Below are 24,110 nucleotides of genomic sequence, written 5' to 3'. Positions count from 1 at the left end.
TTTAGCGGGACGGCGAGCATGATCTCGCCTTCATGGAAGCAGCCCACGGGACAGGCTCCCACGCGGTCGATGTATTTGATGCGTCTGATGCAATTGTCAGGGGCCACGAGCGTCATGAGGCGTCTCTCAGCCACGGCCGGTCAGGGCGATGGAACAGGGACAGCTTCAGCCTTTCGGCGATGTGGGCGGCCTTCAGCCAACAGAGTCCCGCAGTCTCGCTGTCGAGCAATTCATCGCAACTGTGGCCAAACAAGGCGAGGCACCGGTCGAGCAGACCGATCTCCAATCCACCCATGTGCTTGTGAACCGCGACGAGACTGCCCTTGTAGAACCCGTTGGTCAGCGTGACCGAGGACCAGAAATCGTGCATCTCCGCCAGCTGTGTTTCCCAGTCGCCCGCAACGACGCGCTCGAAAGTCGGCCCGAGATCCGTGTCGGCGTGGATCTTGCCATAGAAGCAAGCGACGAGCTGGCGAATCTGCTCTTCGCTAATCGGGGCTGTCTGCATCAACGGCATACTCTGCTCCAACGCTTATCCGCGCCTTCAGACCACGACATAGGTCATCTCGAGTGCAACGCGGTGATCATCGATAGCCCGTACGCCGGCGGTGTTTTCGGCCAGAATGAGCGTGGCTTTCCGCTCCTGCTCCGAGAGGTAGGCTCCCCAGAAGGCGACCACGCCGTTGGTCACGGTTACGTCCGACCTTCCAGTCGAGGGCCATGGTTCGGATTTCAAGGCGTCGTGAATCTCCAACCGGATGCTGCTGTCGTCAGGAGAGACCGGAGCGCGCCAACCCTTCCTGGCGACGATCAGGGCCCGCACCAGATTGGTGCGACTGACGATCCCGACCACCAGTCCGTCGCGCAGCACCGGAACACGCTTGATCCGATTGTGTTCAAGCAGGGCTGCGATCTCGACGACTGGGGTGCCCTCGACCACGGTCGCAACCTGCTTTGTCATGACGTCGGTCACATGCGCGGAACGAGACTTGACATAGCCTTCCGCAAGAGCGGCGTTGTTGGCGAAAAGCCGAAGCCACCAGGAATGACCCTGCGGCGCCGTACCGATCTCCGCCCGGCGGATCAGGTCTCCTTCACTGACGATGCCCAGCAGCGCACCCTGATCAATCACCGGCACGGCGCTGACCCCGTGCGACAGAAGGACATCGGCGACCTCGTCCACCGTACTGTCAGGCCCGACCGCGATGACCGGTGACGTCATCACATCCCTGGCGATCAGCATCGTTCTCCTTCACCTGTCTGCAGGCGGCGGAGCCGGCAGGGTCCTTGCAGAGGCTTGCCCCGACAGACCTGCATTAAGGCTGATCGCGCGATAGAACTCCCTTGCATGGAAAGCATAGGCTTCCAGATCGACCGGATCGCCGGCGAACAGCCCGATGTCCTCTGCTTTGCGAAAGAACCAGGGAGCGGGCAAGCCAGGTTGCAGCGCCTTCACGGCAATGGCCGCAAGCAATGGCAGGCCTTCGTCCGCATCGTCGTCCATCAGTTGTTCGAGTGCGTCCCGGATCACGCCTGTTGCGTGCGAACCAATCATGGTCTCGGCCAATCTTATATAGGTGATCGGCAGCCGGGTCTGTGCTTGCAGGAGCAGTTCCTGGCGCAGCCGTGTCTTGAGAGTATTGTCATCCGAAGGAGTGATTGGGCTGCGGCCATATACGTCGAGGCGGCTGGCAGACACCATTCGCCCGACCACATGACGTTGAACGTCCCTGCCGGAAAGTATCCTGCCGAAATCGCGTTCAAGCCTGTCCATTATCATCATCGCCGAGCCCAAGGCGCCCTTCGCGCGATACCGCCAAGAACTCCCCCTGGCGTTGCCGACCTGCTGGCTGGCACCCAATCTGTCAATTTCGCTACGCACGAGCTTCACTTATCCTTACCTGCAAGACAAACGAAATTTATTGCCGCTTCAACACAATTATTTTGCATTATAATTGCGGTTGCGGCGTGTGCCGGCCCTTCCCTTTTCCCATTCGATATGCATTTTTGACAGGTGAAGTCGCCGCGCGCGAACCGTCTTGGCTTCTGGCAGGCGGTGATTCCGCTGCCGAAAGCGGTCCGGAAGGAGATTTGAAGATGATCACCGGCGCTCAATGCCGTGCCGCCCGTGCGCTGGTTGAATGGACCCGCGAAAAGCTCGCCGGCAATTCAGGCGTGGATGCGCCGATCATCGAAGAATTCGAGCGCCGGATCAGCCTTCCCGGCCAGGATGTCTGCGGCACGCTGCAAACCGCGCTTGAAAACGCCGGCGCCGTTTTCATCGCCGAGAACGGCGGCGGTATCGGCGTTCGCCTGAAACTCAACCGCTCAGAGGTCAAGCGGATTGGCGTTCTGGAGAATGAAGGCGGCATTGTCGGCATAGATGCCGTTCCATAGGCCACGGGTCTTCGGGGCTCAAGGAATTCGCGGTCGCAGCCCGGCCGGTGCAAGCAGGGAGGCCGTCATGACGGTCACGTGGGCTGATCTCACCGAAGAGGAGCAGACGGCGCTTAAGCGCATGAATCGCGGCCCCTACCCGGCCCTATCGAAAGCAATGGCTGAACGCCTTGTCTTCCTCGGGCTTGCGGAAGAGAGACCGCGCGGGACCGGCATAAACCGGTCTGGAAGAGAGCTGGTGATAAACACGCTGCTCGGCGCTCGCCGCGAATAGCTCAAGACTGGTGCCGCCGAGGCGGTTGCCTTGACCTCCAGGATTGCTTCACCAACTATGCATGCATGAACAGCGCAGCCAAAATCCGTCGTGATTTTCATGGTGGCTTGCAACGCCGGGTTCGACGATCCTGGTCCGTCAGCCGCCTGAGCGCTCGACTATCCCAAAGCCTGTGAAGGCGGGTAGACAAGCGTTCCGTTGGCTGCCGCCCTCACACCATCTGTGGGTTTCGCCGGCTCGATCCTGTCCTGGCCCATCAGATGAAAAACCGACTCGCCGCGGCTGATCAGGTAGTCGGCGACGATTCTTCTGTGGCAGCGCCACCAAAGCGCTTCCGAGCACATGATGGCGCACCGCCGCTGCCGACCGAGGGCCACGAGCCGGTCCAAGCCGCCACAAAACGCCGCCGATAGCGCGTAGTCGGCGTAGTTGTGAAAACTCTGGTTGATCCAGAATGCATTGAGCGTCGGGGGAATGTCGTGGGCCTTGCCGCGCAGGCCTCCAAGCTCGGCAATGTATTCATATCCGATCCCGAACGCCCCCAGGCTTTCCGCAAGCAACTCGCTGTTGAACTGCGGGTTCGCCCGCGATCGCCGGACGGTTCTTATGTCCACAACGAGGGCGATTTCTCCAACTCGCAGCAGGGCAACGAATTCGGCAATCGACCGGGTCGAGTGACCGATGGTGTGGAACGGGTAAGGCATGTTCGGTCAATCCGTGGCGATCCATCCTTCCGGTGACGCGAACCGTTTCTTTGCGCCTGGAGGGACGATCATTTCACAACTTGCTTCAGGCCGCGCAGCGCCTCCTGCACATCGGCTCGCGCTTCACTTGCTTCCGGATAGACGGCATAGGCCGGATAGGTGAACTCCGGCGCGCCTTCCACGACCTCCAGCTGCCCCGCCGCGATATGGGGAGCTGCGGCGCCCCTGCGGAAATAGCCCATTCCGCCAGCGCGCAGGATATAGCTCAATCCGAGCGGGCCAAGGCCGACCATCAGTCCCGGCTCGCCGAAGGCAGTGGAAGTGGAGTCATGCTGGGCCGCAAACAGCGGCCCCCAATCGACATAGACATAGTCCCTGGAACTGCCAGGTACTCCCTCCCTGTCCGTGGTCCGGACCAGGACGAGTTGCTCTTCGACGAGAAGCTCTACCCGGAAACCCGGTAGCAGCTTCGGGGCGTAAAGCACCGCAATGTCCAGAACGCCTGTTCTGAGCTGCTCGAGGAGCTGGTCCGGCACGCCGACTTGGGCCTGGATGGCGATTTCCGGCCTCGTCTTCTTCATCCAGACCAGCCAGTCGAGCAGCAGCGGGTTCCATAGGCTGAGCTCTCCGCCCAGGGCAACGACGCTCGTCCGCCCCGATGGGATGGCGAGCTGGTGGCGAGCCCGTTCCCAGATTTGCACGAATGACTGGGCAAACCGCTCGAACTCACGGCCCGCTGGCGTCAACTGCGCACCATTGCGGTTGCGGACAAAGAGCTGACGTCCGAGCTCTTCCTCGAGTGTGCGTATCCGCGCGCTGACAGTTGTCTGGGTGACGTGGAGTCGGTCGGCGGCTCTCAGAAAGCTCCCGGAATGGACGATCTCCAGAAACGTGCGCGCGCGGTCGATGTCCATCGCAGCCTCCAGTTTAGTGCAATAATCTTGCACTAATACAGCATTTAATTCCGTTTGCCTTCCTGTTTTACGCGGCGCAACGTCCAGGCAGGCGGAGTTTCCGCCGCAACGGATAGGGAGCGTGCGATGTCTGATCGGGAGGATGTTCACCCGGAAACGAGAGAATACGCCTCTCCGCCATGTTTCATGCATGAGCTCGTCCCTGGGTACGGCACCGAGCTGGTCGTCCAGGACGCATGGCACGACGTCCGTCGATGGCGCAAGGCGGAACGCAAGCGGCTGATCGATGAGCGTCTCGCGGTCGATGCCGAGGAACGCATGGCGAGGTCTTTACGGATCGCGTCCGCCCTCGATCTGGCTGTCGGCCGGGTAGGTGGGCGGATTGTCAGCGGCTATTGGCCATTCCGCGGTGAGCCCGATCTCCGCAACTGGGCGATAAAGGTGATCGAGCGCGGCGGGCGGATCGCGCTTCCAGTCGTCATCAAGAAAGGCTGGCCGCTGGAGTTTCGAATCTGGGGACCGGGAGACCCGCTGGAGCGCGGCATCTGGAATATTCTTGTCCCCTCACACGGACCATCAGTCCAACCGGATGTGATCATCGCGCCTGTCGTCGGGTTTGACCAGGCTAACTATCGCCTGGGTTATGGCGGCGGCTTCTTCGACCGAACCCTGGCCGCCGCGCCGAAGCGGCCTCTCGTCATCGGCGTCGGCTACGCCGGCAGCAGGGTTCCGACCATCTATCCGCAGCCGCACGACGTTCCAATGGATGTGATCGTCACGGACCAGTGAATGAATGCAGGCACGGCCCGATCCGCTTGTGACGGCGAAACGCAGATCCATCGTTGATTCTGCCCCGCCTGCCGAAAGCAAACAGCAGGAAGCACATCATGTCTGATCCAGCCACGAGCTTGGATGACCACAAGCCCCGATTTCTCGTCCGGTGGCTGTTCTCGACCAACCACAAGGATATCGGGACACTCTATCTGCTGTTCTCGATCATGGCGGGCGTCTTCGGCACCGCGCTTTCCGTGTTGATCCGCATGGAGTTGCAGGAGCCAGGCTTGCAGATATTTGGCGATCCAGGTGTCTACAACGTCGTCGTCAGCGCCCATGGGCTGGTCATGATCTTTTTCGTCCTCATGCCGGCGCTGATCGGTGGCTTCGGCAATTGGATGGTACCGATCATGATTGGCGCGCCCGATATGGCCTTTCCGCGTTTGAACAATATCTCGTTCTGGCTTCTGGCCATGTCGTTTATCCTCTTCATCACCTCAATGTTCGTGCCAGGAGCGCCCGGCACGCTCGGTCATGGCGGCGGCTGGACGCTCTATCCGCCCTATTCGACAGACGGCCAGCCCGGTCCCGCCGTCGACCTCGTCATCCTGTCGATCCACCTTTCGGGCGCCTCCTCGATCCTTGGCGCTATCAACTTCATCACCACCATCTTCAACATGCGCGCTCCCGGCATGACGATGCACAAGATGCCTCTGTTTGCCTGGTCAATGCTGGTCACCGCCTTCATGCTTCTCATGTCGCTGCCGGTGCTCGCCGGCGCGGTCACCATGCTTTTGACCGATCGCAATTTCGGCACGACCTTCTTTTCACCGTCCGGCGGCGGCGATCCGATCCTCTACCAGCATCTGTTCTGGTTCTTCGGCCATCCTGAAGTCTACATCATGATCCTGCCCGGATTCGGAATCATCAGCCATGTCATCTCGGCCTTCGCCAGGAAGCCGATCTTCGGCTACATCGGCATGGCCTATGCGATGGTGGCAATCGGCGCGATCGGTTTCGTGGTTTGGGCACACCATATGTATACGGTCGGCCTGTCCGCCGACACCCAGCGTTACTTCGCCTTCGCCTCAATGGTCATCGCCGTTCCAACCGGCGTAAAGGTGTTTTCGTGGCTGGCGACCATGTGGGGAGGATCGATCGAGTTCAAGACGCCGATGCTATGGGCTCTCGGCTTTATCCTGCTCTTCACCATCGGCGGCGTCACCGGCATCATGGTTGCCAGCCCCGGTATAGATCGTTCGTTGCACGACACGTACTTTGTGATCGCTCACTTTCACTACGTGCTGTCTTTGGGGGCGGTTTTCGCCATCTTCGCCGGCTTCTACTACTGGTTCCCGAAGATGACCGGTTACATGTATAGCGAGAGGCTGGGCAAGTTGCATTTCTGGCTGATGTTCATCGGCGTCAACCTCGTCTTCTTCCCCCAGCATTTTCTGGGCATGGCCGGCATGCCGCGACGCTATGCCGACTACCCCGACGCTTTTGCCGGATGGAATTTCGTCTCGTCGATCGGGTCCTACATTTCAACGGCGGGACTTGTCGTCTTCTTCATCACGGTGGCGGAAGCTTTCAGCCGCAAACGCAAGGCCGGCGCCAATCCTTGGGGCGAAGGGGCAACCACGCTCGAGTGGCAGCTGCCATCGCCGCCGCCCTTCCATCAATGGGAAAAGCTGCCGCGCATTCTCTGACTTCGGCCCTTCCTTCAATCGCCCCCTGCGGTCACTTCGACATCTTGTCGGGAGAACGTCATGAACGAGACCACAGATCCAAACAGCCAGCTCCTCCTCGTGGCGATGATCGCGTTTTATTGGGCATTGCTGGGTGGTTGGGGCCAACGTCTGCCGCGGTCGGGCGACAAGACCAAGCGGGACGATGCGCCGATGGAGCAACGAACCGACAGTCTCGAAAACACGTGCTCCGCGGGCACGTTCTTGGATGTGATCCGGGAGATCGACCCGAATTTCGACCTCGACGCGTTTCTGGCCGACGCCAAGACGGCGTATGAGGTTATCCTGCGAGCCTATGCGGACAGCGACATCCAGGCGTTGAAGCGCCTTGTCGGACCGCAAGTGCTTGATGCCTTCGAGCGAGCCATCGCCGGACGCCGGGATCGGGAGGAGATGCTGCAACTCACCTTCATCGGCACGAACGAAGCAAAGGTGGTAGATGCTCTCGAGGAGGATGATGCCGCTGAGATTGTTGTTCGCTTCGTTTCCGACGTGGTCAGCGCTACACGCTCGGCCAGCGGCGCGATTGTTGCCGGCGATCCCCAGCAGATCGTTGAGGTGGTCGATGCGTGGACATTCGCCCGTGAACGTCCCTCAACGAGGCGGAAATGGACGTTGATTGCAACCGAAGGCGAGGAACGAGCATGTGTTCTTCGAAAAAACGCCTGAACGCCGTGTACCAGTTGAGGGGCAGGCAACCCAGAGCGTTCGCCTGCCAGGAAGGGTTTTGTCAACTTGTGACGATGCGCATCCGTTGTTTGTCTATCACCTCGATTCGACCTGGCCCGTAGATTGTTTTCAAGCAGCATGCGGTAGGGCGCATTCCGGCCGACACGATCGAAGCTCCGCGTGCACTTCCGCCATTCGACCAGGCGGCGATGGATGGATATGCGATCCGCCTTTCAGGCAAGAACGGCGTGCCTTTGGTCCTGCCGATTTCCGGACGCACCCTGCGCTGGCGACAAACCCGACGTGTTGGCACCGGGGACAGCCCATCGCGTTATGACTGGTGCCGACCGCAATGCGATGCACCTGGTCCCATCCTCCTCGGTCGGCAGTTGATCTGAAATGAGGGCTGCATCCCGCTGGCTTGCGCGCGACCCGTACTCAACGACATCGGTTTAGCGGGGTCGGTCGCCTGCGGTCTGCGGCGCCGAACGTCATGTGACGCCCAGGTAACGATCGGGCCTGTGATTGATGGCAATGACCATGTTGACGATCGTGGCGCCAAGGATCGACAGCATGAGATGATCGGGTGTCAGGACAAACAAGGCGGTACCGAGTATGCCGAGATCAACGGCAAGCTGGAAATACCCACCCCTGATCCCAAAGGTCTCCTGAAGAAAGATAGCCAGGATATTGATGCCACCGAGACCGGTGCGATGGCGAAATAGAATTAACAGCCCCGTCCCGCACAGGCCGCCGCCTAGCACTGCTGCGTAGGTGGGGTCTAGCAACGAAAATTCGACCCAATGTTCCGACAGCCGCGACAACAGGGAAACGAGGCTGACCGCGAGAAACGTCCTGACTGCGAAACGCCAGCCCATTCGTTTCATCGCCAGATAGTAGAAGGGAATGTTGATAAGGGAGAAAGCCAACCAGAACTGCATGCCGGTAGCGTATTGCAGTAAAAGGGCCATTCCGGCGATTCCGCCGACCAGAAGCGTCGCCTTGGCGTAGATCACCGTGCCGAGTGCGACGAAGAGCGTCCCCAGGACCATTGCCAAGGCATCTTCATGGAGGCCGTGCCGGTAGTGTTCTGGGTGTTCCATTTGCCAGCCTCGCTTGCGGTCAGGAACGGTTTTCCAAATCTGTGCTGAAGAATTGGACCTACCGCCCCTGAGCCAATATCGAAACGATCGGGGCCATCTGTAGTCGACAGAGGGCGCGCGATCTTTGCGCCTGCGCAAACGAGATCACGCACAGCCCAGACATGCGCAGGAATTTGCTTTGCTGGATCATGCCCATGTGTGGACGCGGCAGTTCGACCCGACAGCACACCGACCTTCCCGACAGAAAGCTTGTCGTGTCACGAAAGGAGGCATGTGACAGCCGCAGGACTGACGAAGCAGTTAAGCTATCGCCTTTCGCTTCGCCCTCTGTTGCTTGACAGGTGCAGCGGGCTTCCGGCCGAGACCCGATGATCTCGCAAGCTCAGACCGGACCGCGGAATGGTGCGGAGCCACCCCTTGGATAAGCGCGCGGGAGCTCCCATTTCGCCCCGTATTCGCCAGGGTTAGGCCGTGGTGTTTGTGGCGGCTGTTCAACGATTTCCAGCCGACAGAGATTTCTCAGAGGGGCGTCCTCCGATAATATCGAACCCGGCAGACCAGCCGCCGGCGCAGCGTTGTTTTGGACAAACGCAGAAACAATGTGGGAAGTCAGTCCCGTCAGGTCCGCATTCCGACGATCAGCTGTTCGGTCAATGCAGCGAAACACCCGGTGCTGTTCCTCTTTCGTATCGAGGAAGATGGATGGCGCAAGAAGTTGGCCCGCGGAACGAACTGGCGTGATCGTGAAGGTCCTCGCCCTCCTATTCGAACATGATCCGGCCGGTACCTTTTTTGGCGATCAACATTCTGCGAACTTCCTGGATCCGCTCAGCCTGTTGTTTGGTATAGGGACCCATCGGCCGGGTCTTTTCATCGCCGCGACGGACCCGGCAGTACCAGCGGCCGCTGTCCGAGAAGATTTCAACCGAAGTCGGCGTCTCATCGGACGCTTGCCCTGCAACCTCTCTGACGAACTGGACAATCTTCGAATGATGCTGAGCGGGTGCTAGCGTGCGCAAATCGTTGATAAGGTTCTGTTGTTGAATTGTGGGCATAGCTAGAACTCCTTTGGTCACGACGGCACACCGCTCCGCCATCCTGGTTCCACTCTCTCCGGATCATGGCGCCCATGAGCGCTTGCTAAGTTGGCATTTGGCGCTCCATTTCCACCTCGGCCTCCAGGCTTTCGACGTCGCGGAAGATCGAAGCGGCAGCCAGCGTACGCCCTTTGCGCTTGAAGCGAACGAGGCAATCCTTGGCTGTGATGTCTCCATCGACCGCGATCTCGTCCCATTGCCCGGCATGGCCGACATAGTTGATGGGAACATCGTAGTGCTGACTCCAGAAGAACGGCACAGCCGCGAATATCTCCCGATGGCCGAGCATGTTGAGGGCGGCTGTTTGCCCTTGCCTCTCGGCAACCACCCAATGCTCGACCCGGATGCTCTCGCCACTGTTAGGATCTGGCCAGCGCGCGATGTCGCCGGCCGCGAATATCCCTGGTTCGCTCGTTTCCAGAAAGGCGTCCACGACAATGCCGTGGTCAACGACCAGTCCCGCCGTTTCGGCAAGTCCGATCCGCGGCCGCACGCCGATGCCGACGACGACGAAATCCGCCGCCAACGTACCGCCACTACTAAGTTTCACCTTCCTGCCGTCGATGCTTTTCGCCGTGTTCTCCAGATGGAATACGACGCCATGCTGTTCATGGAGGGCGCGGATGAAGTCGCCAATTTGCGGCCCCAGGACCCGTTCCATGGGCCGTTTTTCCGGCGCCACGACATGAACCTCGATATCGCGGGCCCGCAGGGCGGCGGCAACCTCGAGCCCGATGAAACTGGCTCCAAGCACGATCGCGCGGCTTGCCGTGGTGGCCTGCTCGATGATCGCCCTGCAGTCTGTGAGCGAGCGCAGCGTGTGAACGTGTGGTTGGTCGGCGCCTGGGATGGTCAGGCGGACGGGTTCGGCTCCGGTTGCAAGCAACAGCCTGTGGTAAGGGACCCTTCCTTCATCAGCGAGGACGACCTCACGGGAACGCAGGTCGATGTCAACGGCCTTCGTATCGAGACGCAGGTCGATATTGTTTTTTGAATAGAACGTCTCGCCGCGGAGCGGAACCCAGTCCTCAGGGGCCTTTCCGGCGAGGTAGTCCTTGGAGAGGTTGGGCCGGTCGACCGGTGGCGCATGGTCGTCGCTGATCATCACGATGCTGCCTTGGAACTGCTCCCGTCGCAGCATGTCGGCCGCCGCGAAACCCGCCGCGCCGCCGCCGACAATGACAATCTTCTTGGGGACCGGACCGGAGCCTCCGGAACGCGGTTTCGGAGCCGTCCGTTTCAGTTTCTCGCCGACGAATATCCGGCCATCCCGCTGTTCGACGGTCCAGCAGGCGAGAGGAATGAAGGCAGGAGCGCGCAACGCTTCGCCCGTTCGCAGATCGAAGCACGCATGGTGCCAGGGGCAGCGGACGGTATCCTCGACCACAAGGCCCTCAGCGAGCGGCCCACCGTAATGCGTGCATGTCGCGCTGACCGCGAACACCTCGGTTCCGCGGCGCACCAGCAACACCTGCTCGCCGCCGCAATGGCCGGCAAGCTTCCCGCCATCAGGAAGGTCGGACAACGCGATTCCCTGGGCCAGATCCGGCCCGACGATTTTGGTATGGCCTTCAGCCATTTTCTTCTCCCTTGGCGATCTGGTGTCAAAATCGCTCATTCGGCGAAGCGGCGATCCGCGTCGCTTCGGGATACCTTCCGCCTGGTAAGGCGCCCTCAGGCTCTCGGCACATGCGCCAGATATCCCAACCACGTCACGCATCGGGCTTTTCACACGGCAGTTTCCCGCCATCGCCGGTATCATGCAAACGAATTTAATCGGTAATTGAGTGCAGTTTTTATGATGGCATTGCTCGGCGATTCCGCTGCGGGCCACTATAGGATCGCTTGCCCAGTCCTGCCCCAGTCGGCGAGAAAGGACTCGAGGCCCCTGTCGGTCAGTGGATGTTTGGAAAGGTTTCTGAGCACTGCTGGAGGCACGGTCGCGATATCGGCGCCGGCCATCGCCGCCTGTTTGACATGAAGAGGGGTGCGAATTGAGGATGCCAGGATTTCCGTCGTGAACGATTTGTCGTTGTCGTAGATCGTGCGGATTTCTCGGATCACTTCCATGCCGTCCAAACCGAGATCGTCGAGCCTGCCGACGAATGGCGAAATGAAGGTAGCGCCTGCCTTGGCCGCTAGCAGTGCCTGGTTGGCTGAGAAGCACAGGGTGACATTGACCTTGTGTCCGAGCCGACTGAGCGCCCGGCAAGCCCTGAATCCATCCCAGGTGGATGGCACCTTGACTGTCACATTGGCGGCGATGCTGGCCAGACGCTCTCCCTCGGCGATCATGCCGTCGAAGTGGATCGCGGTGACTTCTGCTGAAACCGGGCCCTCGATTGTCTGGCAAATTTCCTTGATCACATCCCTGATCGGTCGGCCGGTCTTTGCGATAAGGGACGGGTTGGTGGTCACCCCGTCGAGAAAACCTGCTGCAGCAAGCTCACGGATTTCAGAAATGTCGGCTGTATCGATAAAGAACTTCATCGTCTTTCTCCTTAACGTGAATACGTCCACCAATGATTGGATGAGGTTTCTTGAGTTTGGTTCCGCAAAAATTGATTTTGCTCTCGAAGTTGTGACCGCATTCCCTATGTCTTTGACAGGCAACAGCAGTGCAGGAGCGACGTCGATGAGTGAAGAAATCTCCAATGACAAAGTAAAACTGAAACGGGCGTATGAGAGCCCCGCTGCCGACGACGGCCTGCGCGTGTTGGTTGACCGGCTTTGGCCGCGCGGGGTCAAGAAGACCGAAGCAGCGATCGACCATTGGATGAAGGAACTTGCGCCAAGCACCGAACTGCGGAAATGGTTCGGACACGATCCAGCCCGATGGCAGGAATTCCGTCGACGGTACGCAGCAGAAATTCACGAGCATCGCGATGACCTCGACCGCTTGCGCGGCCTGATCCGGGAAGGCACGGTCACACTCGTCTACTCGGCCCACGACGAAGCGCACAACGATGCCGTCGTTCTCAGGGAGATCTTGCTGACGCATCGATAGACAGGTCATGTCCGGTCCGTCTCTGCGGCGCTGTCAGAATCGAGACAGCCGGTGAATTCGTTTCTAAGGATTGCCTCGTCGGCTGCGTCCGACACGAACACGAAGATGTCGCCGCGATATCGTTCGATCCAGTGATGACCTGTGCCATGGCTGCGCAGGCAGTCACCGATCTGATGGATCGTGGAATGGCCAAGACCCTCGCGCAGAAGAAATTTCATCAAGGTTGAGCTTTTGCAGGTCGTGCGCCTGACTCAGGGGCCGACCTTCTGGCCCTGGGCATTGAACTGTTTGAGATAGGCGATCACGTCGGCGATCTCCTGGTCCTTGTTGAGACCGGCGAATGTCATCTTTGTGCCGGGCACCAGTTTGCGCGGCGCGTGCAGATAGGTCGCCAGTGTCGGCTCATCCCAGGTCAGACCCGAATTCCTGTTCGCCGCGGAATAGCTGTAATCGGGATACACGCCGGCCGCTCGACCGACGACCCCATTCAAGACCGGACCTGCTCCGTTCTTCGCATCAGGGCCGACCGAGTGGCAGGCCATGCACCTCTTGAAGACGGTTGCGCCGGCTTCCGCCTTGCCGGGGGACAAGTCCTGCGCATTGGCCGACCCGACTGCAGTGACAATTGCGGTCATCAATCCAAGCATGGTCGATTTCATGGTTGCTTCTTTCAGCGGGCGGCGGGTCGGTTCCGGCAGAATCGGCCCCTGCGGTATGCGGTCCGAAACACACCCGGCCTGCCGGATCCGAACCGCGGATCCGGCAGGCGTTGCCTCAGGAGGGAACCAGGGGGCCGGGGTCTTTCAGATACTGATTCTTGATGGCGTCCACCGCCCAGTAGGCAAGAGCGCCCACTGGTCCGGTTGGGTTCTTCCCGGCGTTCTGCGGAAACACGCAAGCGCCGGTCACGAATACGTTGGGAACATCCCAGACTTGAAGATACTTGTTCAAGACGCTGGTGCTTGGATCGGCCCCGAAAACTGCCCCGCCTGTGTTATGCGTGCTCTGGTAGGGCACTATCGAATACGGCACGGGCGGAATGCTCCGATCGACCTTGATCGCACCCATTTCCTTGGCGATCTTCACGCAGATATCGGCCTGACCGTTCATCTGCCTTACCTCGTTGTCCTGGAAGTCGAACGTCATCCTCATCAGCGGACGTCCAAAGACGTCGGTGTAGGTCGGATCGAGGCTCAGATAGTTCTGCCGGTAGGCCATCACCGCCCCTTGATTGCCGACGCTGGTCGCGTGGTCATAATTGTCGACCACCGCCTTCTTCCACTCAGAACCCCAACGCGGGGTGCCGCGTGGTGTTGGGTGTGACTGGATGGGCCGGGCGCCTGAGTTGCTGCAGCTGATACCGCCGCCGCCGATGTATCCGGCGCTCACGAAATCGTAGTTGTCGCCGTTGAAATCGTCCATGGTCGTGCCAAGCGCGCCTGCTCCCATGAAGCGATTCAGGATGGTTTCCTTGTCGAAGAAGGCCGTAGCGCCTCCGCCGCACTGATAGGCATAGTTGCGGCCGACCACGCCTTTTCCCGTTGCCGGGTCATAGGGCACGCCGATGCCCGAATGCAGCAGAAGGTTGACGTTGCCGAGCGCATAGGCCGAGAGGATGATGAGGTCGGCAGGCTGTTCGAACTCCCGCCCGCATGCGTCGAGATAAGTGACGCTGACCGCCTTCTTGCGGGTCGAGTCGAGATTGACCTTCAGCACGATCGAGTTGGTGCGCAGCTCGAAATTCGGGTTCTTCACGGCCAGCGGGATGACGGTGAAATGCGGGCTCGCCTTCGCGTTCGCCTCGCAGCCGAAACGCTCACAGAAGCCACAATAGTGACATTGCCCGAAGGCCACACCGTCGGGATTGACGTAATCCCGTGACGCGTTCGACGACGGGTTGGGGAAAGGGTGGTAGCCGAGATTGCGGGCGGCCTTGTCGAACATCACCATGCTCTGCGCGGCAATCATCGGCGGATTGGGGTACTCGTCCTTGCGCGATCCCTCGAAGATGTTGCCACCATCGATCTTCCGACCGTTGATGTTGCCGGCCTTGCCCGAGGTGCCGCAGGTTTTCTCGAACTTGTCGTAATAGGGCTCGAGATCGTCATAGGTGATCGGCCAGTCCTGCAGGTGCATATCCGAAGGAATGATCTTTTCACCATATTTGTCGACCGTCCTGGTGCGCGCTTGGTGGTCCCATTCGAGCCACCGCCAGGTGACGCCGTTCCAGTGCACGCCAGCGCCGCCAACGCCCTGGCCGGGCAGGAACGAGCCGAGTTGACGCATCGGCAACGCCGTTTGCGATTCACTGTTGCGGAATGTGATGGTTTCCCGCCGCACGTTCTGCATGAGGTCGTGGCGGGCGGCGTAGCGCAGTTCGTCGTGGATTTGCGGGTCGACGAAGTCCGGATTGGTGTCGCGTGGGCCTCCCCGCTCAAGGGCGACGATTTTCAGCTTGGTCGACGCGAGCTCCTTGGCGATGATGCCGCCTGTCCATCCAAGGCCGACAATCAGGACATCGACAGCGTTGAGTTTGGTGGCCATGTTACAGTCTCCTTTTCCGTCGGCTAGATGAGGTCCTGGATGCCCTTGGGTTCAGCCTTGTAGGGCCTGTTCCGGAAGGGTTCGATCTTGTCCATGTACATGGCGTCTGCGCCTGGAAAACCGATCATCTTCCAGGCCGCCCTGTCCTTGTTCCCGCCATACATCGGGTCGGCGAAATAGCCCTCGATCGTCAGTTGAAGCAGCAGCCCGAAGAAGGTCGCGGTGGGCACGGTTGGGAGCTCGACCTTCCCGCCCTCGAGATCGGCAAGCACCTCGGCACGATCTTTTGCCGAAAGGCCATCGAAGGTGCTCTTGTGGGTTTTCTGCACAAAGGCATTGGCGTCGGCGATGCCGGCCCGGATCAGTTCCGATGGCGTCATCGGCAATTGGTAGCCCTGCTCGGGCGTACCCTCGCCAAATGGCCCTTCCAGATACAGGCGGTCACCCTTGCCGTATCCACCGGCCATCTGCCGGTCGATGTAGGTCGCAACGCCGAGTTCCTTGGCGCCGGGGCCGGTTGAATCGCTTGGAAGGAGCGTATCGACCGCCGCTTCGATGAAGGCGGATTCGTCCACATTGAAGAATTCATAGCCAGAGCCTCCAGCATGAGGTTCGGTGGCGGCAATCCCGTGGTGATGTTTCGTATCTGCGGCGGTCGCGGCCATGAGGTCGTCCGCCGATGCGGAGCCGCCAAGCGGCAGAGCACTCGCTGCCGCTCCGGCAGCTCCGGCCGCGCCGAACAGTTTCAGAAAGTCACGACGCCCCACATCACCTTGGCTCTTTTGTCTCGTCGACATGATTTCTCCTGTGACGCTGCAGGCAAAACGATGGGGAGGTTGGAGAGAGCTTGCGCTCGCTCCAACCGGCGCTGCGCAGCATCCAGCGCTAAGCTTGGTGGATTTCCTCGAACCCTATTGCTTGCGCTTACTATCTAGCAAACGAAATTCATTGACATTTAAGCGCAATTTTTATGCTATGTGCGCTATGGACATTGAGCTCGCCCGCACCTTCATCGAGATCGTTTCGACAGGAAGTTTCATTCGGGCCTCTGAACGTTTGAATGTCGCCCAGACGACCGTAAGCGCACGAATCCGCAACCTGGAACAACAACTGGGCCGTGCGCTTTTCGTTCGGCACAAAGGCGGCGCCTCGCTCACCCCGGCCGGCGAGCAGTTCCTGCGTCACGCCCCGATGTTCGTCCAGCTGTGGCAGCGCACCCTTCATCAGGTTGCCGTGCCTCCGGGACGCCGGGCTGTTCTGACGGTAGGCAGCGAAGTCAGCCTTGCGCAGCCGCTTCTGCTCGATTGGGTCCGATGGATGCGCTGCTCGCTGCAGGATATCGCGCTTCGGGTACACGTCGACGTGCCCCAGGATTTGATCAACCAAGTCGCTTCAGGGACTGTGGACGTAGCAATCATGTACGCGCCCCAACATAGGCCCGGCCTGAAGATTGATTTGCTCATCGAAGAGAAGCTGGTGCTTGTGACGACGAACCCCGATGGATATCAGCCGGACGGATCGGACTATGTCTATATGGACTGGGGACCCGATTTTACGCTTCACCATGGGATGAATTTTCCGGAGGCAGCGCCGGATCTTTCTTTCGATCTCGGCCCGCTCGCACTGAACTATGTCCTTGCGGCCGGCGGTTCCGGATATTTCAGAATGAGCTCCGCGCAGCCTCACTTGGCGGCCGGCCGGCTCCATCTCGTGCCTGACATGCCGCAGTTCTCCTATCCGGTCTACGCGGTGCGATCCGCAAATGCGGACGAGAGCGTAGTGGGCCCTGCCCTGGCAGGGTTGCATTCGGTCGCACGTGACGAGACCAAATTGTAGGAATTGTTGTTCGACGTCTATGTCTCCGCTTGGATTGCCGGGAACAGGAGGTCGACTGTCGTTCCGATTCCTTGGTCACTCGCAATGCGAATATGGCCACCAACCATCTGTGCCAATGCCTGGACCTGCGAGAGTCCTATCCCCGTTCCGTTCTCGCCTTTCGTGGTGAAGAAGGGATCGAATACCTTTTGCAAGACCTCCGGAGGCATGCCGTAACCGTGGTCTTTGACGCGAACGTACGCGTAGGTTCCCGGCCCGGGCGGATCAGGTGACGACGCCGTCTGCACCAATCGCCCGGTAGTGACCAGTACCTCGCCGCCATTTGGCAAGGCATCCCGCGCATTGATGACGAGATTGAGCACCGCTGCGTCGAAAAATGCTGGATCGATCAGGCAGTGCGGGACACCCGAACCAAGTTCGAGCTTGATACGGACGTCAGGTCCCGCGCCATATCTGAGGAATGGCTCGAAGGACCTGAGGAACTCATTCAAGTCGCCGGCGTGGGCATCAAGTTCTTGATGCTTTGCGAAGGCAAGCAACTGCGAGCTTAGCTCGATCCCTCGATCGATCCCATCCCGCGCTGCCGCAATGTAGGCCCGCACGCTTTCAGGCTCGTCGGCACGTCTCTCGGCGAACCTCAGGCCGGATTCGATGACTGTCAGAAGGTTTCGGAAATCATGGGCTATACCGCCTGTCATTTCGCCCAGCGCGGCAAGCCGATGCGTCGCACGCTCACGTTGTTGGCCTGCAGTGCGGACATCGAGAGGCATGTCCGACACATAAGCGCTCTCGTCGTGTTCCGTCCGAGATCGTGATCGAGGTCCGTATGAGACAATGTTGCCTGTCATGAAAGCTGTCCGCTGCCGGTCAATGACGACTGCGGGGGCCACCCGCATCGTCGTATTCAGGGTTCTCCCTGCTGCTGATAGTCGTGTCGCCGTACGATCTCTTTTGCCATGATGTCTTCGACCGCTGGAAACGCCCTGAGGGCCTCCTCTGGGAGACCGCCATTCGCGCCAGCCAGTTCAGTCCATTCATGCGCCTGGGGTTCGCCGACGACAATACGGCCGACCATTCCGGCATGCTCATGCGGGATACAATAGTAATCGTAGACCCCTTGCTCGGTGAAGGTAACCGAAAAGCTCTCGCTAGGCAGGAGGTAGTCGGAGTCCCACGGTTTTGCGGCCTCTGGCATGCGGCGAGGTCGGTGGAAGTTCGCCGGATTGTAGGCTGTCGTCGTATGCGAATTGCCGGAGTCGAGATTGATCCAGCGCACCGTCTGCCCTGGTTTGATCAGAATGCCGATCGGGTCGAACCAGACGTGCGAGCCGTCGCCGCTTCCTTGCATCCTGATGTCCACCACCGCGCTGGCCCACGCGGCCAATGGGAATAGGGAAAGGAAGGCGGCAAGCCCGCCGCCCGTGCCCAGGATCTCACGACGCGTGCGTGTCATTTGGCGACCCGCGCTTGGTCGGCGACCGGGACATGCCACAGCACGACGTGGGCATGCGGGACGTCGACGCCTGGGTGGCCGGCATTGTAGTAGACGTCGACATGGTCGACGTTTCCGCCCGGTGCCGCGAGGTTGTCAAAACGCGTGTCCGGGTTGAGATCCTTGATCGGCAGCATGTAAATGGTGCTGACAAGCTTGCCATCGTGATCATAAGCAAGGAACGGACCGGCCGGCAGCGTCGCGGGATCGACGAAGAGCTGGCCCATGCCCGGCAGAAAGTCAGGCAGCTTCACCAGCTTGCTTACCTGTTGGTAAGGCGCCGCCGGCGGCGATTTGGCCACGTCGGCCGCCGCCATGGCGCAAACCGAACTGGCCATTGTCGCGACAAGAGCGAGGGCGAGTTTTTTCATAAGGGTATCTCCTTGTTTTGTCGAATTCCAAAGCCGCGATGGCCGAATTTGGGAGACCGGCAAAAATGTGATTTTGCTGTTGATATGGCCTGTTCGTGCCGCCAGTAAGTAGGAGACCCTTGTGTTCGTCCAACGAAATTAACTGCCATTTCAGTGCACTATTTCTGCATACCTGTGGTTGTTCCTTATCTTTGTGGCCGGCCGCACGAAATCTGCTCCTGCCGCTGGAACATTAGAGATCGATGATAGTTTTTCAGCTTTGAATACCGCTGCTTGATGTCTGCTGAAAGTCGGTTGGGCAACCGATCGGCTTGCGCCCCTGATCTCTTAGCCGCGAGTTCTCAGACGGCGAAGACCACACAGGTCGAGGACAACAGGCTGTGGACGCCGCTGGAAGCCAAGAACAGGAGCTAGTCATGAAACATCAGACATTCGACGAACTGCAGTCAATCGCCGACATCAATCCTATGGCGCCGGCCCTGCTGATGACCAGAGTGCAGCGGATCGAACGGTGGGCGGAACTGCTCGAAATGCATCCGTCGCGCTGCTTGGCCGCGCTCACTGGCACCGAGCATCTTTACTCCGGGATCCGCGACGAGGCACGGGCAACCGGGTCTCCGATAACGGTTGCCTTCGATGATCCAGTGCTGCGTGCTTCGGGCCTGAAATCGGACACCTACGGCGAAGCCAAGCGCTTCTTCGAACTGTCCGACTGGCAGCTGCATGAAATCGTCTGCAGCTGCCATGCCGGTGCCACGATGCGGTCCGACTGGGCGGCCGGCAGGGTGCGCGGGACGCTCGGAGGCAGCAAGGTTCTTGCGTGGCTGAAACGTTTAATGGCGCACGGTTGAGTGCCCAACGTTAGGCCAGCGAAGACGCTGCGCCGCCGCTTCAGCTGCAAGATTGCCAGCTGGCGAGGCGGCGCCCTCTGCCTCCCGCCTGCACGATGGCGCTCGTAAGTTCCGGCAGCCACTGGTTCTTCGGCGAGCCGCCACCATTCTGTGGGGTTTGATGCGGCTGGTGAGGTTGTATATTGCACCAGCTATCCTGGGAGCCTGCAGGATGACTTGCTTCAGGCCTTGAACTTATCGGGAAACTGCTTGCCGATCCCGTCTGTCAGCGTGTCGGCGAACTTCAGCATGTCGACACCTCGCCTGTTGCCTGCTCCAGGTGTTTGTGAAGCTTGCCCTCCAGCTCCTTTTCCGACCAGTTCGGTTAGTCAATATTGCGCTGGTCCCCTTCGCGCATGGCACGACGCAGCCGATGTCTGCCCGGCAGCCGCCTAAGCGGCGATCCGGCCAAGCGGGTGCTGTTGGCGGAGGCAAGCCGAAAGGAGAAATCTGGCTGGATCAACATACTGGTCAGGTACCTCTATTGCATAATTGCATACCTCAACGGGATACTTTTTTCTGCTGATTTGCGACGTATATTGCGAAATACATTCAATACTGCCTCCATTCAATATTGCTTCCCTGGCTGGGGTGGGAAAGATTGGTTTTCGCATCCGCATCGATTGGGTTTCATCGCTTCGGTCTCGGGCCGCGATCGGGCGACCTGTCTCTATTGGGTGACGATCCGCGCGGTGTCCTTCTGGATGAGCTGGATGAACCTGGCATTGCCCTCCTGAGAGGCGGCGATCTCCTGTCCGCGGCCGAGATCATCACGGAGCGACATCGCCAGGATCGGCTACCGCGGGGCTATCTCGCGGCGGCAATCCGACGCCTTTCCTTCTTCGTGCCGATCGATCGCCGGGTGTTCGAAGCGGAAGTGCAGGCCCGGATAGACCGCGCCCTGATCGTCAGGACAGGGCTCGTCGAGCGGCTGGTTACATTCTGGATGAACCATTTCGTGGTGGAGACCGGCGCCAATGGCACTGTCCGGCGCACCGCTGCGGCATTCGAGCGGGAAGCCATCCGGCCTTTCGTCCTCGGGCGTTTCGAAGACATGCTCGTCGCCGCAAGCCGGCACCCGGCAATGCTCTCCTATTTCAACAGCGCAATTTCGGTCGGGCCGAATTCGGTGATCGGGCGCCAGTCAGGACGCGGGTGCAATGAAAACCACGCGCGCGAGCTGCTCGAATTGCACACGGTAGGGGTCGAGGCTGGCTATTCGCAAGCAGATGTCACCGCGCTGTCGAAAGTGTTGACCGGCTGGAGCTACAGGGGGGCAAGCGGGGACGATGAGCTTGCCGATGACTATGGATGCTTTTGGTTCGTCGCGGATGCACATGAGCCTGGCGGCCAGCGGGTCATGGATGTCGACTATCCGCAAACCGGCCTGGATCAGGGCGAAGCGGTTCTGTCCACTCTTGCGGCCCATGAAGCAACAGCAAGGCGGATCGCTTGGAAGCTCGTCCGTCACTTCGTCAGCGATCACCCCGCGCCGGACATCGCCGAGGAGGTCACGGCAGTCTTCCTGGAGAGTGGCGGGGACCTCAAAGCGTGTGTTCGAACGCTGCTTCTCCACGACAAGGCGTGGGGGCCGGTGGTGAAGATCAAGAGCCCAGGTGAGTTCCTGTGGTCGGCTCTCAGGGCTCTGGGTCTCGGCATCGATGTCGCACAGGTCGCACGCGTGTTGAGCGCCCTGGGTCAGCCATTGTGGAATCCACACGCCCCCAATGGTTTTCCCGATCACGCCGATAGCTGGCTGGCTGGCAATGCGATGACCGATCGCCTCGATTTCGCCGAAGAACTGGCGGCGCGGGTCCGTATTGACCTGGACCCGCTGGCTCTCACCGATGCGGTGTTGGGCAAGCGTTGTTCTGCAAGTACGCGGGAGCATATTGCCCGTGCCCAAACGAGATCCCAGGCGCTGGCTTTGTTGCTCATGAGTCCAGAGTTCCAGCGGAGATGACGGGGATGCCGCCAACGTGTATCTCAAGCGGCAGTTTCGTTGCCTGGTCGAGAACGCCACGCACGGTCTACGCTGCGCCGCGCGATCCGCGAATGGTAGTCGTGATCCTGCGCGGAGCTTTGGACGGTCTGGCCGTTGTGCCACCCATCGGGGACCCGAATTACGCGCGGCTGCGGGGCGAGCTTGCAATTGGCGTGGCCGGCATCGGGCGTATCCTGTCGCTGGATGGGTTTTTCAGCTTGCATGATGCGATGCGGACATTGCACGCACACTACGTGGCCGGCGACACCCTGATCGTCCATGCCGTGGCCACGCCCTACAGGGATCGTTCCCATTTCGACGGCCAGGATGTCCTGGAAAGCGGCATGCCTGGGCCAAGAGATACAGTATCCGGCTGGCTCAATCGTGCGGTGTTGGAACTTCCGGTTGGCGATCAGATCGAGGTCGCCCGGCCAGTCGGGCTGGCCATTAGTCCTACCGTTCCGCTGATTTTCCGTGGTGCCGCGCCCACATTGACGTGGACGCCGCCAAATTTCCAGTCAGCTTCTCCGGACACGCAAAGTCGTCTTCTGGAGCTTTATGGCGAAATCGATCCGGCGCTCTTGCGTGCCTTCGTAGAAGGCCGCGAAATTGACAGTCTGTCAGGTCATGGTGACGTTCCCGTGCCGCGCACAAAGACGGCAGGGCCTTCCTTCCGTGAGGCGGCGGAGGGCGCCGCGAAACTGCTCGCGGCCGAGTCTGGCCCGCGAATTGCCGCACTCGTCTTCGACGGCTGGGACACGCACGCGAACGAGGGCGCCGAACACGGAAAGCTGGCAAGGCTGTTGGCGGCCTTGGATGACGCTTTGGACGGTTTGGCTAGCGGCCTAAAGTCCGTCTGGCACGATACCGTGATCGTCGTCATCACCGAGTTCGGTCGCACGGCGCGGATAAACGGCAATGAGGGGACCGACCATGGTACCGCCACGACGGCCTTCCTGATGGGTGGCGCCGTCAAAGGTGGACGGGTGGTGGCGGACTGGCCGGGACTTGGAAACTCCCAACTGCATCAAGGCCGAGATCTCATGCCAACCACCGATCTTCGTGCGGTGCTGAAGGGCCTTTTGCGCGACCATCTCGGTGTCTCGGAGTTCGCCCTGTCGCAGCGTGTATTCCCATCCAGCATCGCCGTCAGGCCTTTGAACGGGCTGATCGGGTAGCGCGCTCATCCGCCTTCTTCGGATCGATGTCCGCTTTTCGTCGGGAGGCGGGGGCCGCTGCTACGACCGAGATCTGGCGCATTGCTGACCGGCGGCTTTGGCCCGGATGCGGACGGTCGGATTTTGGCAAGGTAGCTTTGAAAGCAGCCGTTCCGCATCGATCCGTTCTGAGGCGATCTCATCCGGCTCGATACCGCAACGGGTTCCGAGAAATGGATCCGAGAATAATAGACGCCTGTTCAGCAGGCATGGAGCACTGCCATTCAGTCCTTGGCGAGAACGGCACCGATCCGGAACGACGTGGGCGCGTCCAACATGGCATGCCCCCGGCTGAATCTCTCGAGCCTGTCGAACACGGTGGCCTGTGGCAGCACGTCCCCCTGCAGTTTCGGGCGGCACCTTTCAGCCCGGGTCGACGCCTTCATATTTGGCAGCTCGTGCGCGATGCCCTTGTGGCACTCGATGCAAGTCGCCTCGCCGGACGGAAGGTAGCGCGTGTGAATTTCGGCTGCGCGCGGAGCTTGTTTCGATAGGTCCATCGCGACCGAGGAATGGCAGTTGCGACCCTCATCTCCGCCGTTCTCGGTGCATCCTTCTTTTCCTGAAACCTGCCTTTCGTCTAGTTCCCCGCAAAAGGTGCCCCTACGGGTTCGCCTCGCATCCCAGCCACCCGCGCTGAGAAGGGCTGGCCCCGCGTCACTAGTATATCGGCATGCCGCTCGTCCGGATGGCCAGGTTGATGTCGCCAGTTTCTCAACTCAGCATGCCGCCATCCACACGGAGTTGCGACCCGGTGATGAAGCTGGATTTCTCACTGGCCAGGAACAGGACGGCATTGGCGATGTCTTCGCCCTCGGCATAGCGGCCAAGTGGAATGGAGCGCGCGATATCTTCCTGCGAGCTGCCTGAACCGCCTTCCAGCGAACGCATCATTTGCGTGTTGGCGGGCGAGGGATGAACCGAATTGACGCGAACCTGATAGGGTGCTGCTTCGTTCGCTACGATGCGCGTCATGCCGTGAATGGCAAACTTTGACGTCACATAGGGCGATACCGGCATCGGCCCTGCCACCAACCCACCAATCGATGAGGTATTGATGACGCTGCCGGATTTTTTCGCATACATCAC

General features: G+C 60.0%; 28 protein-coding genes and 1 pseudogene. 11 read left to right on the top strand and 18 right to left on the bottom strand.

What is annotated here, in order from left to right:
* Positions 1–112: 112 nt before the first annotated feature.
* The 3 genes from OOJ09_RS27750 to OOJ09_RS27740 are packed head-to-tail and all read right to left on the bottom strand — an operon-like array spanning position 113 to position 1,891.
* A complete protein-coding gene (locus OOJ09_RS27750; RefSeq protein WP_269908254.1) occupies positions 113–517 on the bottom strand; it encodes a group III truncated hemoglobin in 405 nt (134 codons plus the stop codon).
* A gap of 27 nt (positions 518–544) precedes the next feature.
* A complete protein-coding gene (locus OOJ09_RS27745; protein ID WP_269908253.1) occupies positions 545–1,243 on the bottom strand; it encodes a CBS domain-containing protein in 699 nt (232 codons plus the stop codon).
* Positions 1,244–1,252: 9 nt separating this feature from the next.
* Complete coding sequence (locus OOJ09_RS27740) at positions 1,253–1,891, bottom strand: hypothetical protein (protein WP_269908252.1); 639 nt, start codon at positions 1,889–1,891, stop codon at positions 1,253–1,255.
* 206 nt (positions 1,892–2,097) lie between these two features.
* On the opposite strand from OOJ09_RS27740, the gene OOJ09_RS27735 reads away from it, so the two are divergent.
* Positions 2,098–2,397 (top strand): XRE family transcriptional regulator, encoded by a 300-nt coding sequence (locus tag OOJ09_RS27735; protein WP_269908251.1) that lies wholly within the window; start codon positions 2,098–2,100, stop codon positions 2,395–2,397.
* Positions 2,398–2,464: 67 nt separating this feature from the next.
* Positions 2,465–2,671 carry a hypothetical protein gene (locus OOJ09_RS27730; RefSeq protein WP_269908250.1) on the top strand — a complete coding sequence of 69 codons (207 nt, stop codon included), beginning with the start codon at positions 2,465–2,467 and terminating at the stop codon, positions 2,669–2,671.
* Positions 2,672–2,829: 158 nt separating this feature from the next.
* Here OOJ09_RS27730 and OOJ09_RS27725 read toward each other — a convergent pair whose 3' ends face one another.
* Both OOJ09_RS27725 and OOJ09_RS27720 read right to left on the bottom strand, forming a co-directional pair.
* Positions 2,830–3,375, bottom strand: coding sequence for a DUF488 family protein (locus tag OOJ09_RS27725; RefSeq protein WP_269908249.1), 546 nt, complete (start codon positions 3,373–3,375; stop codon positions 2,830–2,832).
* A gap of 68 nt (positions 3,376–3,443) precedes the next feature.
* Entirely contained in the window at positions 3,444–4,289 is an 846-nt protein-coding gene (locus tag OOJ09_RS27720) for a LysR family transcriptional regulator (protein ID WP_269908248.1), read from the bottom strand.
* A 126-nt stretch (positions 4,290–4,415) separates the two neighbouring features.
* Between OOJ09_RS27720 and OOJ09_RS27715 the strand changes: the two genes are divergently transcribed.
* The 4 genes from OOJ09_RS27715 to OOJ09_RS32100 all read left to right on the top strand — a co-directional run bounded on the left by OOJ09_RS27715 (position 4,416) and on the right by OOJ09_RS32100 (position 7,878).
* Positions 4,416–5,078: a 5-formyltetrahydrofolate cyclo-ligase gene (locus OOJ09_RS27715; RefSeq protein WP_269908247.1), complete on the top strand. Its 663-nt coding sequence runs from the start codon at positions 4,416–4,418 to the stop codon at positions 5,076–5,078.
* 98 nt (positions 5,079–5,176) lie between these two features.
* Positions 5,177–6,772 carry a cytochrome c oxidase subunit I gene (gene ctaD, locus OOJ09_RS27710; RefSeq protein WP_269908246.1) on the top strand — a complete coding sequence of 532 codons (1,596 nt, stop codon included), beginning with the start codon at positions 5,177–5,179 and terminating at the stop codon, positions 6,770–6,772.
* 60 nt (positions 6,773–6,832) lie between these two features.
* Entirely contained in the window at positions 6,833–7,480 is a 648-nt protein-coding gene (locus OOJ09_RS27705; RefSeq protein ID WP_269908245.1) for a Tim44/TimA family putative adaptor protein, read from the top strand.
* Positions 7,481–7,602: 122 nt separating this feature from the next.
* Entirely contained in the window at positions 7,603–7,878 is a 276-nt protein-coding gene (locus tag OOJ09_RS32100; RefSeq protein ID WP_420107560.1) for a hypothetical protein, read from the top strand.
* A 93-nt stretch (positions 7,879–7,971) separates the two neighbouring features.
* On the opposite strand, the gene OOJ09_RS27700 is transcribed toward OOJ09_RS32100, so the two are convergent.
* The 4 genes from OOJ09_RS27700 to fsa form a co-directional block, all read right to left on the bottom strand.
* Positions 7,972–8,583 carry a YitT family protein gene (locus OOJ09_RS27700; RefSeq protein WP_269908244.1) on the bottom strand — a complete coding sequence of 204 codons (612 nt, stop codon included), beginning with the start codon at positions 8,581–8,583 and terminating at the stop codon, positions 7,972–7,974.
* Between the two features lie 761 nt (positions 8,584–9,344).
* The gene (locus OOJ09_RS27690; RefSeq protein ID WP_269908243.1) at positions 9,345–9,638 is read right to left on the bottom strand and encodes a hypothetical protein; all 294 of its coding nucleotides are present in this window, start codon (positions 9,636–9,638) and stop codon (positions 9,345–9,347) included.
* Positions 9,639–9,723: 85 nt separating this feature from the next.
* Positions 9,724–11,259, bottom strand: a complete 1,536-nt coding sequence (locus OOJ09_RS27685) for an FAD-dependent oxidoreductase (RefSeq protein ID WP_269908242.1) — start codon at positions 11,257–11,259, stop codon at positions 9,724–9,726.
* Positions 11,260–11,513: 254 nt separating this feature from the next.
* On the bottom strand, positions 11,514–12,170 hold the full coding sequence (fsa, locus tag OOJ09_RS27680; protein WP_269908241.1) for a fructose-6-phosphate aldolase: 657 nt from the start codon (positions 12,168–12,170) through the stop codon (positions 11,514–11,516).
* Positions 12,171–12,315: 145 nt separating this feature from the next.
* On the opposite strand from fsa, the gene OOJ09_RS27675 reads away from it, so the two are divergent.
* Positions 12,316–12,687 carry a DUF488 domain-containing protein gene (locus OOJ09_RS27675; RefSeq protein WP_269908306.1) on the top strand — a complete coding sequence of 124 codons (372 nt, stop codon included), beginning with the start codon at positions 12,316–12,318 and terminating at the stop codon, positions 12,685–12,687.
* Between the two features lie 5 nt (positions 12,688–12,692).
* Here the strand turns inward: OOJ09_RS27675 and OOJ09_RS27670 are convergent, their stop codons facing one another.
* From OOJ09_RS27670 to OOJ09_RS27655, 4 genes are all read right to left on the bottom strand, one after another.
* A complete protein-coding gene (locus OOJ09_RS27670; protein WP_269908240.1) occupies positions 12,693–12,905 on the bottom strand; it encodes a hypothetical protein in 213 nt (70 codons plus the stop codon).
* 33 nt (positions 12,906–12,938) lie between these two features.
* Positions 12,939–13,346: a c-type cytochrome gene (locus OOJ09_RS27665; protein WP_269908239.1), complete on the bottom strand. Its 408-nt coding sequence runs from the start codon at positions 13,344–13,346 to the stop codon at positions 12,939–12,941.
* A gap of 115 nt (positions 13,347–13,461) precedes the next feature.
* Positions 13,462–15,231, bottom strand: a complete 1,770-nt coding sequence (locus OOJ09_RS27660; protein WP_269908238.1) for a GMC family oxidoreductase — start codon at positions 15,229–15,231, stop codon at positions 13,462–13,464.
* A gap of 23 nt (positions 15,232–15,254) precedes the next feature.
* A complete protein-coding gene (locus tag OOJ09_RS27655) occupies positions 15,255–16,028 on the bottom strand; it encodes a gluconate 2-dehydrogenase subunit 3 family protein (RefSeq protein WP_269908237.1) in 774 nt (257 codons plus the stop codon).
* A 187-nt stretch (positions 16,029–16,215) separates the two neighbouring features.
* Between OOJ09_RS27655 and OOJ09_RS27650 the strand changes: the two genes are divergently transcribed.
* The gene (locus OOJ09_RS27650; protein ID WP_269908236.1) at positions 16,216–17,067 is read left to right on the top strand and encodes a LysR family transcriptional regulator; all 852 of its coding nucleotides are present in this window, start codon (positions 16,216–16,218) and stop codon (positions 17,065–17,067) included.
* A 17-nt stretch (positions 17,068–17,084) separates the two neighbouring features.
* Here OOJ09_RS27650 and OOJ09_RS27645 read toward each other — a convergent pair whose 3' ends face one another.
* From OOJ09_RS27645 to OOJ09_RS27635, 3 genes are read right to left on the bottom strand one after another with little or no spacing between them, the layout of a single operon-like run.
* On the bottom strand, positions 17,085–17,915 hold the full coding sequence (locus tag OOJ09_RS27645) for an ATP-binding protein (RefSeq protein WP_269908235.1): 831 nt from the start codon (positions 17,913–17,915) through the stop codon (positions 17,085–17,087).
* A gap of 56 nt (positions 17,916–17,971) precedes the next feature.
* The gene (locus OOJ09_RS27640; RefSeq protein ID WP_269908234.1) at positions 17,972–18,520 is read right to left on the bottom strand and encodes a plastocyanin/azurin family copper-binding protein; all 549 of its coding nucleotides are present in this window, start codon (positions 18,518–18,520) and stop codon (positions 17,972–17,974) included.
* Positions 18,517–18,930: a DUF5602 domain-containing protein gene (locus tag OOJ09_RS27635; protein WP_269908233.1), complete on the bottom strand. Its 414-nt coding sequence runs from the start codon at positions 18,928–18,930 to the stop codon at positions 18,517–18,519. Before OOJ09_RS27635 ends, OOJ09_RS27640 begins: the two co-directional genes overlap by 4 nt.
* Positions 18,931–19,346: 416 nt before the next feature.
* Here OOJ09_RS27635 and OOJ09_RS27630 point away from each other — a divergent pair, with 416 nt between their 5' ends.
* The 3 genes from OOJ09_RS27630 to OOJ09_RS27620 all read left to right on the top strand — a co-directional run bounded on the left by OOJ09_RS27630 (position 19,347) and on the right by OOJ09_RS27620 (position 22,982).
* Entirely contained in the window at positions 19,347–19,781 is a 435-nt protein-coding gene (locus OOJ09_RS27630; RefSeq protein ID WP_269908305.1) for a hypothetical protein, read from the top strand.
* Positions 19,782–20,421: 640 nt separating this feature from the next.
* Positions 20,422–21,783, top strand: coding sequence for a DUF1800 domain-containing protein (locus tag OOJ09_RS27625; protein WP_269908232.1), 1,362 nt, complete (start codon positions 20,422–20,424; stop codon positions 21,781–21,783).
* Entirely contained in the window at positions 21,780–22,982 is a 1,203-nt protein-coding gene (locus tag OOJ09_RS27620) for a DUF1501 domain-containing protein (RefSeq protein WP_420107558.1), read from the top strand. The genes OOJ09_RS27625 and OOJ09_RS27620 overlap by 4 nt, the downstream gene beginning before the upstream one ends.
* A gap of 263 nt (positions 22,983–23,245) precedes the next feature.
* Here the strand turns inward: OOJ09_RS27620 and OOJ09_RS27615 are convergent.
* Both OOJ09_RS27615 and OOJ09_RS27610 read right to left on the bottom strand, forming a co-directional pair.
* Positions 23,246–23,563, bottom strand: a pseudogene (locus OOJ09_RS27615) (NapC/NirT family cytochrome c); the annotation flags it as partial.
* A gap of 172 nt (positions 23,564–23,735) precedes the next feature.
* Positions 23,736–24,110, bottom strand: a 375-nt coding sequence (locus tag OOJ09_RS27610) for an SDR family NAD(P)-dependent oxidoreductase (RefSeq protein ID WP_269908230.1), incomplete at its 5' end; no start/stop codon positions are given.

It is taken from the genome of Mesorhizobium qingshengii (assembly GCF_027563465.1).
GTDB classification, from domain to species: domain Bacteria; phylum Pseudomonadota; class Alphaproteobacteria; order Rhizobiales; family Rhizobiaceae; genus Mesorhizobium; species Mesorhizobium qingshengii_A.
Note: the sequence above shows the minus strand (reverse complement) of the source record. Positions and strands in the feature narration are given on the sequence as shown.

Coding starts and splice junctions, on each gene's coding strand:
- OOJ09_RS27750 (WP_269908254.1), bottom strand. CDS start 517: ATGCCGTTGATGCAGACAGCCCCGATTAGCGAAGAGCAGATTCGCCAG.
- OOJ09_RS27745 (WP_269908253.1), bottom strand. CDS start 1,243: ATGCTGATCGCCAGGGATGTGATGACGTCACCGGTCATCGCGGTCGGG.
- OOJ09_RS27735 (WP_269908251.1), top strand. CDS start 2,098: ATGATCACCGGCGCTCAATGCCGTGCCGCCCGTGCGCTGGTTGAATGG.
- OOJ09_RS27730 (WP_269908250.1), top strand. CDS start 2,465: ATGACGGTCACGTGGGCTGATCTCACCGAAGAGGAGCAGACGGCGCTT.
- OOJ09_RS27725 (WP_269908249.1), bottom strand. CDS start 3,375: ATGCCTTACCCGTTCCACACCATCGGTCACTCGACCCGGTCGATTGCC.
- OOJ09_RS27720 (WP_269908248.1), bottom strand. CDS start 4,289: ATGGACATCGACCGCGCGCGCACGTTTCTGGAGATCGTCCATTCCGGG.
- OOJ09_RS27715 (WP_269908247.1), top strand. CDS start 4,416: ATGTCTGATCGGGAGGATGTTCACCCGGAAACGAGAGAATACGCCTCT.
- ctaD (WP_269908246.1), top strand. CDS start 5,177: ATGTCTGATCCAGCCACGAGCTTGGATGACCACAAGCCCCGATTTCTC.
- OOJ09_RS27705 (WP_269908245.1), top strand. CDS start 6,833: ATGAACGAGACCACAGATCCAAACAGCCAGCTCCTCCTCGTGGCGATG.
- OOJ09_RS27700 (WP_269908244.1), bottom strand. CDS start 8,583: ATGGAACACCCAGAACACTACCGGCACGGCCTCCATGAAGATGCCTTG.
- OOJ09_RS27690 (WP_269908243.1), bottom strand. CDS start 9,638: ATGCCCACAATTCAACAACAGAACCTTATCAACGATTTGCGCACGCTA.
- OOJ09_RS27685 (WP_269908242.1), bottom strand. CDS start 11,259: ATGGCTGAAGGCCATACCAAAATCGTCGGGCCGGATCTGGCCCAGGGA.
- fsa (WP_269908241.1), bottom strand. CDS start 12,170: ATGAAGTTCTTTATCGATACAGCCGACATTTCTGAAATCCGTGAGCTT.
- OOJ09_RS27675 (WP_269908306.1), top strand. CDS start 12,316: ATGAGTGAAGAAATCTCCAATGACAAAGTAAAACTGAAACGGGCGTAT.
- OOJ09_RS27670 (WP_269908240.1), bottom strand. CDS start 12,905: ATGAAATTTCTTCTGCGCGAGGGTCTTGGCCATTCCACGATCCATCAG.
- OOJ09_RS27665 (WP_269908239.1), bottom strand. CDS start 13,346: ATGAAATCGACCATGCTTGGATTGATGACCGCAATTGTCACTGCAGTC.
- OOJ09_RS27660 (WP_269908238.1), bottom strand. CDS start 15,231: ATGGCCACCAAACTCAACGCTGTCGATGTCCTGATTGTCGGCCTTGGA.
- OOJ09_RS27655 (WP_269908237.1), bottom strand. CDS start 16,028: ATGTCGACGAGACAAAAGAGCCAAGGTGATGTGGGGCGTCGTGACTTT.
- OOJ09_RS27650 (WP_269908236.1), top strand. CDS start 16,216: ATGGACATTGAGCTCGCCCGCACCTTCATCGAGATCGTTTCGACAGGA.
- OOJ09_RS27645 (WP_269908235.1), bottom strand. CDS start 17,915: ATGACAGGCAACATTGTCTCATACGGACCTCGATCACGATCTCGGACG.
- OOJ09_RS27640 (WP_269908234.1), bottom strand. CDS start 18,520: ATGACACGCACGCGTCGTGAGATCCTGGGCACGGGCGGCGGGCTTGCC.
- OOJ09_RS27635 (WP_269908233.1), bottom strand. CDS start 18,930: ATGAAAAAACTCGCCCTCGCTCTTGTCGCGACAATGGCCAGTTCGGTT.
- OOJ09_RS27630 (WP_269908305.1), top strand. CDS start 19,347: ATGAAACATCAGACATTCGACGAACTGCAGTCAATCGCCGACATCAAT.
- OOJ09_RS27620 (WP_420107558.1), top strand. CDS start 21,780: ATGACGGGGATGCCGCCAACGTGTATCTCAAGCGGCAGTTTCGTTGCC.